Raw genomic sequence first — 13,795 nt, 5'->3', positions numbered from 1 at the left:
CGCCCAGAGTTGACGGGCCGTCCGAAGGTGTCAAGGGCCGCTGCGGGGGCGGAGGGGGGCCTGCGGGAGCGACCCCGGACGGCCCGCGTGCGACCCCCCGCACTGCCCGCCGCGGGGTCCGATCCGGGCGGAATCCGGGCCCGGCACGGGACCGCACCGGCTCGATAGAGTGAGGATCATGGCCGATTACCACGATGACCTGCGCCTCGCCCACGTACTCGCGGACGCGGCCGACGCCGCCACCATGGAGCGCTTCAGAGCGATCGACCTCAAGGTCGAGACCAAGCCGGACATGACCCCGGTGAGCGAGGCCGACCGTGCGGCCGAGGAGCTGATCCGCGGCCACCTCCAGCGGGCCCGGCCGAGGGACGCCGTCGTCGGCGAGGAGTACGGCACGGCGGGCACCGGCCCGCGCCGCTGGATCGTCGATCCGATCGACGGCACGAAGAACTACGTCCGCGGCGTGCCCGTGTGGGCGACGCTGATCTCCCTCACGGTGCAGGGCGACGACGGGTACGAGCCGGTCGTCGGGGTCGTCTCCGCGCCCGCGCTGGGACGGCGCTGGTGGGCCGCGCGGGGCGCCGGCGCGTACACCGGCCGCTCCCTCACCTCGGCCTCCCGGATCCGGGTGTCCCGCGTGGGCCGGATCGAGGACGCCTCCTTCGCGTACTCCTCGCTGTCCGGCTGGGAGGAGCGGGGGCGGCTGGACGGCTTCCTCGACCTGACCCGCGCCTGCTGGCGGACCCGCGGGTACGGCGACTTCTGGCCGTACATGATGGTCGCCGAGGGGTCGGTGGACATCTGTGCGGAGCCGGAGCTGTCACTGTGGGACATGGCGGCCAACGTGATCGTGGTGCAGGAGGCCGGCGGCACGTTCACCGGGCTCGACGGCCGCCCCGGCCCGCACAGCGGCAACGCGGCGGCGTCGAACGGGCTGCTCCACGAGGAGCTGCTGGGGTACGTGGGCAGCCGCGGCGCCTAGCTAGCGGCCCGCCCGGGGGCGCACGCCCGTCGCGGGCCACCCGAGAAGCGCACGTCGTGGGCCCGGTCGGAAAGGCCGGGCCCACCCCCTTGCTGCCACCCGGCTGACCTGCAACTCTGAAAGTCACCCCACTTGTGAACTTGTGAATCGGTTCTCTAAGGAACCGGTCCTCCTAGGAGGTGGCTCCATCCATGCTCGTCCGTGACGCCATGAGCACGGTGGTCCTCACCATCGGGCCAGCTCACACCCTCCGTCAGGCCGCCCGTCTGATGGCCGCGCGCCGGGTCGGCGCGGCCGTGGTCCTCGACACCGACGCCGAGGGCATGGGCATCATCACCGAGCGCGACATCCTCACGTCGGTGGGCACCGGGGAGAACCCGGACCTGGAGACCGCAGGTGCCCACACCACCACCGACGTCGTCTTCGCGGCGCCCTCCTGGACCCTGGAGGAGGCGGCGGAGGCCATGTCCCACGGCGGCTTCCGACATCTGATCGTGCTGGACGACGAAGGCCCCGTCGGCGTCGTCTCCGTACGCGACATCGTCCGCTGCTGGGCCCCGGACCGCCGCCAGCACACCACCCTGGTGGGCTGAGCACGACCGGGGCACCGCATGCGGGAGGGGCCGGACCCGTCGCGCTCCGACGGGCCCGGCCCCTCCTCCTACGACAAGCGTCCGTCAGCCGCGCAGGGCCTGGACCGCGGCCTCCAGCCGCTTGCCGAAGTCACCGTCCGCCTGGCGGAAGTTGTTGATCGCGCGCTCGGCGATGTCGTCGCGCGACACCCCGGCGATCCCGCCGGCCAGGTTCTCGATCAGCCGGGCCTTCTCGTCCTCCGACATCAGCCGGTAGAGGTTGCCCGCCTGGACGAAGTCGTCGTCCTCGGTGTGACTGGGCGCCTCGTGGGTGCCCGTCGCCCCGGTGACCTGCGTCGCCGCCCACAGCGGACGGTCAGTCTGGAACGGGCCGCCGAAGCTGTTCGGCTCGTAGTTCTTCGCGCCCTTGTGCCGACCGTCGTAGAGGAAGCCGTCCCGGCTGTTGGTGCGCGCCTCGGTGGCGTGCGGGCGGTTCACCGGCAGGTGGTCGGCGTTGATGCCGACGCGGTAGCGGTGGGCGTCGCCGTACGCGAAGAGACGGCCCTGGAGCATCTTGTCCGGGGACGGGCCGATGCCCGGCACGAAGTGCGCGGGGCTGAAGATGGACTGCTCGACCTCGGCGAAGATGTTCTCCGGGTTCCGGTTGAGCTCCAGCTTGCCGATCTCGACCGGCGGGTAGTCCTCGTGCGGCCAGACCTTGGTCAGGTCGAAGGGGTTGAAGCGGTAGTTCGCCGCCTCGGCCGCGGGCATGACCTGCACCTGCACGGTCCAGGACGGGAACTCCCCGCGCTCGATCGACTCCCGCAGGTCGCGCTGGTGGCTGTCCGGGTCCTCACCGGCGAGCTTGTTGGCCTCGGCCGCGGTCAGGGTCTTGATGCCCTGGTCGGTCTTGAAGTGGTACTTCACCCAGAAGACCTCGCCGGCCTCGTTCGTCCACTGGTACGTGTGCGAGCCGTAGCCGTTCATGTGGCGGTACGAGGCGGGGATGCCGCGGTCGCCGTGCAGCCAGGTCACCTGGTGCGTCGACTCGGGCGAGAGGCCCCAGAAGTCCCAGACGTTGTCCGCCTCCTGCGAGCCGGTGTACGGGTCGCGCTTCTGGGTGTGGATGAAGTCCGGGAACTTGATGGCGTCCTTGATGAAGAAGATCGGGGTGTTGTTCCCGACGAGGTCGTAGTTGCCCTCCTCGGTGTAGAACTTCAGCGCGAAGCCGCGCGGGTCGCGCACCGCGTCCGCCGCACCGAGGTTGCCCGCGACCGTCGAGAAGCGCAGGAAGGTCTCTGTCTCCTTGCCGACCTCCGAGAGGAAGGCGGCGCGCGTCCACTGCGAGACGTCCCTCGTGACGGTGAAGGTGCCGTAGGCCCCCGCACCGCGCGCGTGGACGACGCGCTCCGGAATGCGCTCGCGGTTGAAGTGCGCCAGCTTCTCCAGCAGCAGCTGGTCCTGGACGAGAACAGGCCCGCCGACGCCCGCGGTCTCGCTGTTCTGATTGTCGGCTACCGGCGCCCCGGCCTCCGTGGTGAGCGGTCCCTGCGTCGTCACGTGTGCCTCCTGCGTCATCCGCGTGTGTCTCTGTCCCTTGGCGTTCGCCGGTCTCGATCCTACGATGGACTTTGTCTAAGTCAAGTGAGCTTCCAAAGTCACACCCGTTCGGGATCTAGGTCCCACCACTGTTAGGCTGGTCCTTATGAGTGACCTGTTGCAACGACTCCGCGGACGCGGCTGGCGCATGACCGCGCAGCGGCGCGTCGTGGCGGAGGTCCTCGACGGCGACCACGTCCATCTGACGGCCGACGAGGTGCACGCACGGGCGACGGAGAAGCTGCCGGAGATCTCCCGCGCGACGGTCTACAACACCCTCGGCGAACTGGTCTCGCTCGGCGAGGTCCTGGAAGTGGCCACGGACCGCCGCGCCAAGCGGTACGACCCGAACGCCCACCGCCCGCACCACCACCTGGTCTGCGCCCGCTGCGGCGCCATCCGTGACGTGCGCCCGGCCGGCAATCCCCTCGCAGACCTGCCCGAGTCGGAGCGCTTCGGCTTCACGGTCTCGGACGTCGAGGTCACGTACCGCGGCGTCTGTCCGAACTGCGCGTAACGACGCGGCGCGCCCGGACCCCTCTCCGCACAAGCACCGCGCCCGCACGCCTCGCCGCACGAACACGGCGTGCCGTGAGCGCATCCACGCACACGACGGCGGCCCGGTACTCGATGAGTACCGGGCCGCCGTCTTCAGTAGCGGGGACAGGATTTGAACCTGCGACCTCTGGGTTATGAGCCCAGCGAGCTACCGAGCTGCTCCACCCCGCGTCGGTGAACACCACACTACGTTGCTCCGACCGGCCAGTGCAAATCGCTTCCGATCGCCCCGCCCGGACGGGCGGTGCCGGGCCTTGCGCGGCCTCTGCGAGTGGGGGGCGCTCACCTTGGGTGCGCGCCCCGCACAGGGCCCCGCGGACGCCCTACGCCGTGAGCTCCTGGTGCAGCGCCTCCTGGAGGCGGGCCGCCCGCTCCGCGACCTCCGCCGGGCCCAGCTCCACCGCCCGGACGCACCAGCGCTTGCCCTCGGCCAGCTCGCCGCGCCGGGCGGCCAGCAGCGCCAGGCGCAGCGCGGCACGTCCGTGGCCCGCGCGGGCGGCCCTGGTCCACCACAGCGCGGCCTCCCGCTCGTTCCCCTCGCGGGCGAGCAACAGCCCCAGATTGAACGCGCCGTTGCGGCTGCCCGCCTCGGCCGCCTCGCGGTACCACCGCGCGGCCTCGCCCAGGTCGCCCCGCGCGGCGGCGAGCATCCCGACCCGGACCTGCGCCCGGCGGTGCCCCTGCTCGGCGGCACGCTCGTACCACTCCTCGCACTCGGTCTTCTCGCCCACCGCCGCCTCGCCCAGCACGGGCCGGCTCTGCGGCGGCTGGCGCGCGTCCAGGAGCGTGGCCAGGCGGAACGCCGCCTCCGCGCTCCCGCCGCCCGCGGCGCACCGCAGATGGCGCTCGGCGGTCCGCTCGTCACCCTCGCGCAGCCGCGCTATGCCGACCTGGAGCGCGGCCTCGGTGTGCCCGGCGGCGGCGGCCCGCTCGTACCAGACCAGCGCGTTGCGGTCGTCGTCCCGGCCGACGTAGAGGATGCCGAGGTTGAACGCCGCGTCGACGCTGCCGGCCTCGGCGGCCTTGGAGAACCACGGCTCGGCGCCGAGCGCGTCCCCCGCCTGGAGGAGCAGCACGGCGAGCGCGTTCGCGGCCTCGCGGTGGCCGGCGTAAGCGGCCTGGCGGTACCACTGCTCGGCCTGCGCTATGCGCCCCTGGGCCGCACAGAGCAGACCGAGGTTGTACGCGCCGTTGACGTCGCCCGCCGTCATGGCGGCGCGGTACCAGCGCTCGGCGGTCTGCGGCTCGCCGCGGGCGGCGTGCAGCGCGCCGAGCGCGTTCGCGGCGTTCCCGTCGCCCTCCTGCGCGGCCCGCAGCCACCAGATCGCGGCGCTCTCCTCGTCGCCCGCGTCCCGCAGCAGGAAGCCGAGGGCGCACGCGGCCCTGGCCTCGCCGTCCTTGGCGGACGTGAGGTACCAGCGGCCGGCTTCCTTCAGCTCGCCGCGCTTCTCCAGGATGGCGCCGAGGTACAGCGCGGCGCGCCGGTGGCCGCGCGCCGCGGCCTGTCGGTACCACTGGGCGGCCTCGTCGAGCGGGGACAGCGGCCCCTTGGGCCGGTTGCGGGTCGAGGTGTCCGCACGGCCCCTGCCGTCGTCCGTCTCGCCCTCCGCGCCCGCCACGGGGATGTCGGTGCGGGACCCGGGCTCGCCGCGGAAGCCGGTCTCGGCCCGGAAGCCGAACTCGGTACGGATCCCGGACTCGGTGCGGACGCCGAGGGAGGCGCGGGCCGCGGGCTCGGTGCGGTCGAGCGAGCCGGGCGGCCGGGTCTCCTCGGCCGCGCGCAGCTCCAGGATCCGGGCGAGGCGGTACGACGCCTCCCGGTGCCCGCGCTCGGCGGCGGCGCGCAGCCACCGCTCCGTCCCCACGTCGCCGCGGTGCTCCAGCAGGTCGGCGAGCGCGTACGCGCCGAGGGCGTGGCCCTGCTCGGCGGACTGGCGCAGCCAGTACTCCGCGGCGGGCTCGTCGCCGCGCTCGCGGAAGTGCCGCCCGAGCGCGTGCGCCGCGGCGGCGGACCCGGCGACGGCGGCGACGCGCCACCAGCCGGCCGCCTCCTCCGGATAGCCCCGCTGGTGCAGCAGCACGCCGAGGTTGTTCGCGGCGGCCCGGTCGCCCGCGGCCGTCGCGGACCGCAGATACGGCTCGGCGTCGTCGAGGTCGCCACGGCGCAGCAACAGCGCACCGAGCACGCTCATGGAAGCGGTGTCGCCGCCGTCTGCTGCCCGGCGGTGCCGCGCTTCCGTACCGGCGGTCTCCACAGCGTCAACACTGGCACCGCTTGCATCAGGCGCACCAGTGTTCGTCGTCACATGCGGTGCATCTGCTGCGGTTCCAGCATGACGCTGCACAAACCGCCCTGTCTCCAACAGAGTTGCCCTGTCCCCCATAAATTCCATCGTCGCACCACCCGCAACCCGCGTACATCTGGTATATCGCAGCCAGTGAGGTCACTTCAGCGTTTTGTCGACATGCCCACAGAGAGATAAGTCAAACACTCTCGGGCCCAACTTGCCCGTCGGCGCGCGCAGTTCTCGGTGTCGAGTTCTCCGCGTCCCGCTCCCCCACCGTCCCGTCGGGTGCGTATACGCACGAAGAGGGCCCGGATCCTCAAAGGATCCGGGCCCTCTTCGATTCAGTAGCGGGGACAGGATTTGAACCTGCGACCTCTGGGTTATGAGCCCAGCGAGCTACCGAGCTGCTCCACCCCGCGTCGGTGTGTAGTGACACTATCACGACGCGGGATGGCTCCAGCTCACACCATCGGCACCGGCTATGACGCCTTGGTCGCCGGTGGCGACTTCGTGCCCGCCGGTGGCTGGGCCGGCGGGGCTGCCGCACCCCGCTGGGCCGCAGCCAGCCGTTCGAGCGCCGCGTCGAGCTGGTCCTCCGCCCGACCGACGGCCTCACGGTCCGTCGGGTCCTTCTTCAGGACCGCGTTCACCTCGTCGTACGCCTTCAGCACGTCCTCGATGGCCTTCTTCGTCGCCGGGTCGTTCGCCCCCGGCGGGGTCGTCGGCGGCGTCGGCGGCTTGGTCGTGTCCTCGCCCGGTGGCTCCTCGGCCGTCTGCTGCCCGAAGGCCGCGTCCAGCGACTCCGTCAGGCTGTCCTTGAAGACCGGTTTGCCACCGCCGTAGGCGACGGCCACCTTCTTCAGCAGCGGATAGTTCGCACTGCCACCGCGCGCGTACACCGGCTCGACGTAGAGGAAGCCGCCGTCCAAGGGGATCGTCAGGAGGTTTCCGTACTCGATGTCGGAGTCGGTGCCTCTGAGGTCACGGACGAACGTGGCGACTTCGGGCACGCCGTTCAACTCGCTCTGCACCTGCGAGGGACCCTGGACGGTCCCGGTGACTCTCAGGAGTCTGATGGAGCCGTAGTCGGGACTGTTGGCGTCCGCGTCCACCGCCATGTACGCGCTGAGGTTCGGCCGGCCGGACGGCGTGAACGTCGTCGTCAGCGAGAACTTCTGCTCCTCGTCGCCCGGCATCTTCAGGCTGAGGTAGTACGGCGGGACCGCGCTGGTGTCCTTCTTGTTCGTCGGGTCGTCCGGCACCTGCCAGGCGTCCGAGCCGCTGTAGAACTGGTCGGGCTCGGTGACGTGGTACCGGGTCAGCAGCTCGCGCTGCACCTTGAACATGTCCTGCGGGTAGCGCAGGTGGGACTTCAGCTCCGGGCTGATGTCGCCCTTGGGCTTCACCGTGCCGGGGAACGCCTTCATCCAGGTCTTGAGCACCGGGTCCTTGGTGTCCCACTGGTACAGCTTCACCGAGCCGTCGTAGGCGTCGACGGTGGCCTTGACCGAGTTCCGGATGTAGTTGACCTGGTTCTGCTGGGCGACGACCGCGCGTTGGCTGGTGGTCAGCGAGTCGGCGGTGGTGTCGCCGAGCGTCGTCCGGGAGGCGTAGGGATAGCCGTTCGTCGTGGTGTACGCGTCGACGATCCACTGGATCCGGCCCTCGACGACCGCCGGATAGGCGTCGCCGTCGATCGTCAGCCAGGGCGCGACCGCCTCGACCCGCTCCTTGGGCGTGCGGTTGTAGAGGATCTTCGAGCCCTCGCCGATGGCGCCCGAGTAGAGGATCCGGGGCTCGCTGAAGGCCACCGCGTACGCCGCGCGGTTCAAGGTGTTGGAGAGGCTGACGCCGCTCTTGCCCTTGTAGCTCGTGTACTGCGTGTCGCCGCCGGTCGGCTCGTAGTCCAGCTCCCGCTGGGGGCCGCCGACGATCGAGTACTGCGCGGTCTTCTCGCCGTAGTAGACCCGCTGCTCGTGCTTGGGCAGCTGACCGGTGGTCGGCAGCCCGGACTCGGTGAAGTCCGGCGACCCGACGGTGCCCTTGTTCGGATCGGTGACCACGCTGGTGCCCTTGGCCGCGATCGCGCCGTAGCCGTGGGTGTAGTTGAAGTGGTCGTTGATCCAGTTCCGCTTTTCCTTCGGAATGGCGTTGAGGTCGAGCTCGCGCAGACCGATGACGGTGTCCTGCGGCTTGCCGTCCGCGCCCGGGTAGCGGTCGACGTCCAGCGTCGTCGGGAACTGGTAGTACTCGCGCTGCTGCTGGAGCTGCTGGAAGGCGGGCGAGACCACGTTGGAGTCCACGACGCGGTAGCTGGCGGCGCTGTTCGCCGCGGCCCGCTGCTGCGCCTTGCGGTTCGGGTCGACCTTGCCGCTGTAGTCCTGTTGCTTCGCCTGGTCGATCCCGTACGCCTCACGCGTGGCGTCGATGTTCTTCTGGATGTACGGGCTCTCCTTGGCCAGCTCGTTCGGCTGGACCTGGAACTTCTGCACGATGGCCGGGTACAGCCCGCCGATCAGGATCGCGGAGAGGACCATCAGGCCGAAGCCGATGACCGGCAGCTGCCAGGTGCGCCGCCACAGCGTCGCGAAGAAGAGCACGGCGCAGATGACCGCGATGCAGAAGAGGATCGTCTTCGCCGGGAGGTAGGCGTTCGCGTCGACGTAGCGCAGACCCGTCCAGTTGTCCGTGGACTTGATGTCACTGGACTTCACGGCCAGGCCGTACCGGTCGAGCCAGTACGCCACGGCCTTCAGCGAGACGAAGAGGCCGAGCAGCACCGACAGGTGTCCGGTGGCCGCGGCGGTGGCGCGCGCGCCGGGGCTGGTGATCCGCAGTCCGCCGTAGAGGTAGTGCGTCAGCGCGGCCGCGATCAGGGAGAGCACGATGGTCGCGAAGCCGAAGCCGAGCAGGAAGCGGTACCAGGGCAGGTCGAACGCGTAGAAGGACACGTCCATCTTGAACTGGGGGTCCTTCTGCCCGAACGACACTCCGTTGACCCACTGGAGCCAGGTCTTCCACTGGCCGGTGGCGGAGGCGCCGGCGATCAGCCCGACGAGGGCGGTGACCGCGAGCAGCACCCACTTCTTGTACGGGGCGATGCCCATGCGGTAGCGGTCGAGGCTCTGCTGCTCCAGCGACATCGCGCTCAGCGGCGGGCGCAGTCGGTGTGCGAGCCAGATGTTCAGGCCGACCGCGACCGCCATGAGCAGGCCGAAGACGGCGAACAGGCCGATCTTGGTCCACAGGGTGGTGGTGAACACCGACGAGTAATTGACGGAGCGGTACCACAACCAGTCCGTCCAGAACCCGGCGAACATGACGAACGCCATGGCCAGCACCGCCAGCACGCCGAGTGTCATGAGCAGGGTGCGGATGCGCCGGGACGGCCGGCCCACTCTGATCCGTGGCCCGGTCGGGGGGCCTCCGCCGCGGTCCGGCATCTGGAAAGCCAACGTGCGCACCTCGAAGTTCGCGGTCGGTATGACCGCCCGGCGCGCTGCCGGACGGTCGGGTCAAGCGGGCCCCGCGATCGTAGAGCCCATTACTGCAACTTACTGAGGCTTTACCTAGTTCCCGTACCGGGGGTCCACTTCGCCCGGAGCGCGGCCGATTCTCGCCACCGGGGTGAAAGAAGGCAGGATGAGGTCCATGCCGAACGAATCCCCCACGTCCCCCTCCGCCTCCTCTGCCGCTTCCGCGTCCGCCCGGCCCGCGGGCCCCGGTGCGGGCGGCCCGATCGCCGCTTCCCCGCTGACCAGGGCCGTACTGGAGATCGACGAGTACGCGGCCCAGCTCGGCTGGGACCAGCCGGCGCGGCTGTTCGCCCTCGTCGACACCGCGCGGCTGCGCACCCAGGAGCCCTCCCTGGCCGCGCAGCTCGGGCTGGACGGCGACGAGGAAGCGGCGCCGCTGACGCCGATCGAGCAGGACGAGATTCCGGCGGGCGCACCGCTCGACGAGTTCCTCGCCACGATCGCCTGGCCCGATGCGGTGGCGGGGTGCGCGCTCACCGTGGAGCGCCAGATGCTGCCGCCGTCGGCGGAGGCGTCGGTGCCGCAGCACCTGGACGAGGCGGGGCTGGCCCGCTGGGTGGCCGAGCACCCGGACCGGCAGGAGGTGCGGATGACGGTGGCCGTGCTGCGCGACGGTGCGCGCGAGTCCGCGCTGCGGCTGCGTGAGAAGGACTCGGCGACGGACGTCCTGACGGGTTCGGACCTGGTGCCGGGGCTTGCGGACGCGCTGACGGCGACCTTCGAGGCGTGAGGGCCCTCCCCGGCGCTGCCCTTGGGTCGCGGTGGCGGTGAGCCGGGGTCAGCCCTTGGTGCAGGTGGGCAGGTCCGCGGTGTCGCCCGCCTTGATCTTCACCAGGGAGTCGGTGGCGTCGGCGATCGTGTCGACCTTCACCAGCTTCAGTCCGCTGGGGGTGTCGGAGGCCGCGGTGGGGCAGTTGCCCGCAGGCGTCAGGAAGTACTGGGCGCCCGCGTTCCGTGCCCCGACCAGCTTCATCGCGATGCCTCCGATCGGTCCGACCTTGCCCTCGTCGTCGATCGTGCCGGTGCCCGCCACGAACGTGCCGCCCGTCATGTCGCCGGGGGTGAGCTTGTCGACGATGCCCAGCGCGAACATCAGGCCGGCGCTGGGGCCGCCCACGTCGGCGAGGTTGATGTCGATGGTGAAGGGGAAGGTGTGGTCCGTCCCGGCCTGGATGCCGACGACGGCCCGGTCCCCCGAATCCGCCTTCGCGGTGGTGATGGTGACCTGCTCGGTCGCGTCCGGCTTCCGGCCCGCCTTCTCGGCCGCCGCCGCTTCCTTCGCGGGGACGATGGTGAAGACGACGTCCTGACCGGGCTTGTGCCGGGTGACGAGCTTGGCGACGTCACCCGGCTGCTTGACGGCCGTGCCGTCGACGGCCCTGATGACGTCACCGGCGTGCAGCGTGTCCTGCGCCGGGGAGTCCTTGAGGACCGACGCCACGACGACCCGGGACTGCACGGGGATCTTCAGCTCCTTCAGGGCGGCGACCTTCGCGCTCTCCTGGGACTGGCTGAACTCCTCGGCGTTCTCCTGCGTGGACTGCTCCTCGGTCTGCCCGTCCGGGTAGAGCGTGTCGTGCGGCACGACGACGTTGTCGTGGGCGAGCCAGCCGTAGAGCGCCTCGACGAGGTTCATCCGGTAGTCGGCGCCGGTGACCCGGACCGTCGTCATGTTGAGGTTGCCGGAGGTGGGGTACGTCTTGCGCCCGGTGATCCGCAGAACCGGTTCGCCACCCGCGTCGCCGAGGGTGTTCACCGTGGGCCCGGGCGACATCTCCGAGTACTTCACCGGGATGAGGATCCCCGCGAACAGCAGCGCGACGAAGATCAGCGTGGCGGTGAGCATCGTCGTAGTGCGGCGTGGCATGGAACGACAGTACGGGACGAGGCTGTCAGCGCACCGTCCGGGCCGGTCCGTCCGGGGACGGCCCGCGGATGGTCAGGGGAGCCATCAGAAGCTGGAGCTGGATCTGGCGGATACCGATCGGTCGTCACTCGCCCGCGGCGAGGCGGCGCGCGGCGCGGGTGGTCCGGCCGGGTGGTGACCACCCCTGCCGACCCTGCGAGAGGGCCCGTCCCGGGCCCCGCCCCCTCGTGGCCGAGCGGCCTACTGGCCGGAGCCGCTGCCGGCCTTCTCCATGGCGTCCCGGAACCGTGCATAGCCGGCGAGTTCCGCCACGTCCCCGGCGGTCCGGCTGCGCGAGGCCCAGCCTCCCCATATCGCGGCTCCGACGACGGCGAACAATGGAATCAGCAACCAGGCGAGCGCTGCCATCGCGACCTCCCTACCCCAGAAAAGAAACGCAACCGGACCGAGTCCGGCTGAGTGATCAACAGATTAATCATCCACTGCTCCAACGCTCGGCGCAGGGACCTGGTTACGCAAATCGGGCGCCTTGGGCCGTTCGGGGTGACTCCGGGCCCGTACGGCCGGTGATCCGGCGCTCCATCACGGCGGGATCGAGGCGCCGCCGGTGTGTCGTCGGCGTGTCGCCCGGACCGTCCGATCGAGTCGGCGTGCCGTCGCGCCGGCTCCTCAGGCCCCCACCCACTCCTCGGTGCCGTCCGAGAACGTCTGGTGCTTCCAGATGGGGACCTCGCGCTTGAGGTCGTCGATCAGCCGGCGGCAGGCGTCGAACGCGTCCGCCCGGTGCGGACAGGACACGGCGACGATCACGGCCAGGTCGCCCACGGCCAGGTCGCCCACCCGGTGCACCGCGGCCATGGCCCGTACGGGGAAGTCCGCCGCGACCTTCTCCGCGACGCGGCGCAGTTCCTCCTCAGCGGTGGGGTGAGCCGAGTAGCCCAGCGCCGCGACGTCCGCTCCGCCGTCGTGGTTGCGCACAGTGCCGACGAAGAGGGCGGTGCCGCCCGCCGCGTCGTCCCCGACGGCGCGGAAGACCTCGTCCACCGAGAGCGGCGAGTCGCGGACGGCGAGGAGGCGAAGGGGATCGCCGACCGCCCGCTCCCCCGGATGGTCGTGGGTGGTGGTCATGGCCCCATCGTGCCGCACGCCACTGACAACGGGAAACGGCCGTCACCACGGACCGGGTGCGGGCGCCCGGATCTCCCTCCGGGGCCGCTCCCCTACAGGCGTCGGCGCGCCTTGCGGGCACGGCGCACCAGGGCAGCGGTGCCCAGGAGGGCGACGGTCGCGCCCGCCGCACCCGCCGCGGCTGCGTCCTTGCGGCCGAGCCGGCGGCCCGCCACCGTGTGCCGGCCCTCCACCTCCTCCAGGAGGGCGGCCAACACCTCCTCGTTGGTCCACTGCGGGCGCCAGCCCGCGTCGTGCAGCCTGCTGACGCTGACCACCCAGGGGTGCATGGTGTACGCGAGGTCCCCGGCGGGCGACGGGGTGACGCCGATCCGGTGGAGGCGCGCGGCGGCGCCCAGGGCGACGGCGGACGGCAGCTCCATGCGCCGGATGCCGCTCAGCTCCTCGACCTCCTCCTGCTCCAGCCAGCCGTCGCAGCCGACGGCCAGCTCGCCCTCCACCTTCTCCAGGGCCGCGTATTCCAGGGCGCTGACCAGGTCCTCGACGTGGCAGAACTGCCAGGTCGGACGGGATCCGGCGACCACCAGGAGGCGCGGCGACTCGAAGTAGCGGGTGAGCGCGGTGTCCGTGCCGCCGACCAGGACGGTGGGGCGCACCACGGTCACGTTGAGGCCGGGGTGCGCGCGCGGCGCGCGGCGGCCCAGGCGTTCGATCTCCAGCAGGTCGCCGAGGGCGGTGGCCTCGGCCGTGGCCCGTAGCTCGGCGTCCTCGGAGAGCGGGACGTCGTTGTCCGGCAGCGCGCCGTACACCATGGCGGAGGTGCACAGCACCACGCGGCGCACCCCCGCGGCGGCAGCGGCCGTCAGTACGGTCTGGGTGCCGCGTACGTTGTACGCGGTCCGGGCGGCGTCGTCCGTCTCCAGGTCGAGGTCGAGGGCGAGGTGCACGACCACGTCGACGCCGCGCAACTTCTCGGCGATGGCCGGATCGCGGACGTCGAGGACGTGCCACTGCGCCTCGGGGACGTCGCCCAGGCGTTCGTCGACGGCGACCACCTGCTTGACCTCGTCGGACGCGACGAGCCGCCGGGTCAACAGCTCACCGGTACCGGTGGCGGCACCGGTGACCGCGACGACGGGTCCGCGTCCCGCGGGTCCGTCGCCGGGGGTCGGGGTTGAGCGGTTTCGCGCTCCGCGAACCTGCGGATCTGGGGAACTCACCAGGTGTCTCCAGCGGTTGTCTTCAGTACGTACTCGAATGACGCG

General features: G+C 71.2%; 11 protein-coding genes and 2 tRNA genes. 4 read left to right on the top strand and 9 right to left on the bottom strand.

Features of this window, described 5'->3' with window-relative positions; translation table 11 throughout:
- Window positions 1–178: 178 nt before the first annotated feature.
- Together hisN and AB0E05_RS16825 are read left to right on the top strand one after the other, a co-directional pair.
- Window positions 179–982, top strand: coding sequence for a histidinol-phosphatase (hisN, locus tag AB0E05_RS16830; RefSeq protein WP_361963946.1), 804 nt, complete (start codon window positions 179–181; stop codon window positions 980–982).
- Between the two features lie 191 nt (window positions 983–1,173).
- Window positions 1,174–1,575, top strand: coding sequence for a CBS domain-containing protein (locus AB0E05_RS16825; RefSeq protein WP_361963944.1), 402 nt, complete (start codon window positions 1,174–1,176; stop codon window positions 1,573–1,575).
- Between the two features lie 84 nt (window positions 1,576–1,659).
- On the opposite strand, the gene AB0E05_RS16820 is transcribed toward AB0E05_RS16825, so the two are convergent.
- Window positions 1,660–3,132, bottom strand: coding sequence for a catalase (locus AB0E05_RS16820; RefSeq protein WP_361963942.1), 1,473 nt, complete (start codon window positions 3,130–3,132; stop codon window positions 1,660–1,662).
- A gap of 127 nt (window positions 3,133–3,259) precedes the next feature.
- Between AB0E05_RS16820 and AB0E05_RS16815 the strand changes: the two genes are divergently transcribed.
- The gene (locus tag AB0E05_RS16815) at window positions 3,260–3,670 is read left to right on the top strand and encodes a Fur family transcriptional regulator (protein WP_361963940.1); all 411 of its coding nucleotides are present in this window, start codon (window positions 3,260–3,262) and stop codon (window positions 3,668–3,670) included.
- Window positions 3,671–3,808: 138 nt separating this feature from the next.
- Here the strand turns inward: AB0E05_RS16815 and AB0E05_RS16810 are convergent.
- The 4 genes from AB0E05_RS16810 to AB0E05_RS16795 all read right to left on the bottom strand — a co-directional run bounded on the left by AB0E05_RS16810 (window position 3,809) and on the right by AB0E05_RS16795 (window position 9,442).
- A tRNA-Met gene (locus AB0E05_RS16810) sits at window positions 3,809–3,882 on the bottom strand.
- A gap of 152 nt (window positions 3,883–4,034) precedes the next feature.
- Window positions 4,035–6,104: a sel1 repeat family protein gene (locus AB0E05_RS16805; protein WP_361963938.1), complete on the bottom strand. Its 2,070-nt coding sequence runs from the start codon at window positions 6,102–6,104 to the stop codon at window positions 4,035–4,037.
- Between the two features lie 240 nt (window positions 6,105–6,344).
- Window positions 6,345–6,418, bottom strand: a tRNA-Met gene (locus AB0E05_RS16800).
- 60 nt (window positions 6,419–6,478) lie between these two features.
- Complete coding sequence (locus tag AB0E05_RS16795; protein WP_361964323.1) at window positions 6,479–9,442, bottom strand: UPF0182 family protein; 2,964 nt, start codon at window positions 9,440–9,442, stop codon at window positions 6,479–6,481.
- A 208-nt stretch (window positions 9,443–9,650) separates the two neighbouring features.
- Here AB0E05_RS16795 and AB0E05_RS16790 point away from each other — a divergent pair, with 208 nt between their 5' ends.
- Window positions 9,651–10,265 carry a PPA1309 family protein gene (locus tag AB0E05_RS16790; protein ID WP_361963936.1) on the top strand — a complete coding sequence of 205 codons (615 nt, stop codon included), beginning with the start codon at window positions 9,651–9,653 and terminating at the stop codon, window positions 10,263–10,265.
- Between the two features lie 48 nt (window positions 10,266–10,313).
- On the opposite strand, the gene AB0E05_RS16785 is transcribed toward AB0E05_RS16790, so the two are convergent.
- The 4 genes from AB0E05_RS16785 to AB0E05_RS16770 all read right to left on the bottom strand — a co-directional run bounded on the left by AB0E05_RS16785 (window position 10,314) and on the right by AB0E05_RS16770 (window position 13,750).
- Window positions 10,314–11,402 (bottom strand): PDZ domain-containing protein, encoded by a 1,089-nt coding sequence (locus AB0E05_RS16785; RefSeq protein ID WP_361963934.1) that lies wholly within the window; start codon window positions 11,400–11,402, stop codon window positions 10,314–10,316.
- 240 nt (window positions 11,403–11,642) lie between these two features.
- Complete coding sequence (locus AB0E05_RS16780; protein WP_361963932.1) at window positions 11,643–11,810, bottom strand: hypothetical protein; 168 nt, start codon at window positions 11,808–11,810, stop codon at window positions 11,643–11,645.
- Window positions 11,811–12,071: 261 nt separating this feature from the next.
- Complete coding sequence (locus AB0E05_RS16775) at window positions 12,072–12,530, bottom strand: molybdenum cofactor biosynthesis protein MoaE (RefSeq protein ID WP_361963930.1); 459 nt, start codon at window positions 12,528–12,530, stop codon at window positions 12,072–12,074.
- A gap of 92 nt (window positions 12,531–12,622) precedes the next feature.
- Entirely contained in the window at window positions 12,623–13,750 is a 1,128-nt protein-coding gene (locus AB0E05_RS16770; RefSeq protein WP_361963928.1) for an SDR family oxidoreductase, read from the bottom strand.
- Window positions 13,751–13,795 lie beyond the last annotated feature (45 nt).

Source organism: Streptomyces sp. NPDC048057 (genome assembly GCF_040653095.1).
GTDB lineage: Bacteria > Actinomycetota > Actinomycetes > Streptomycetales > Streptomycetaceae > Streptomyces.
This window is presented reverse-complemented; position numbering and strand designations above follow the sequence as displayed.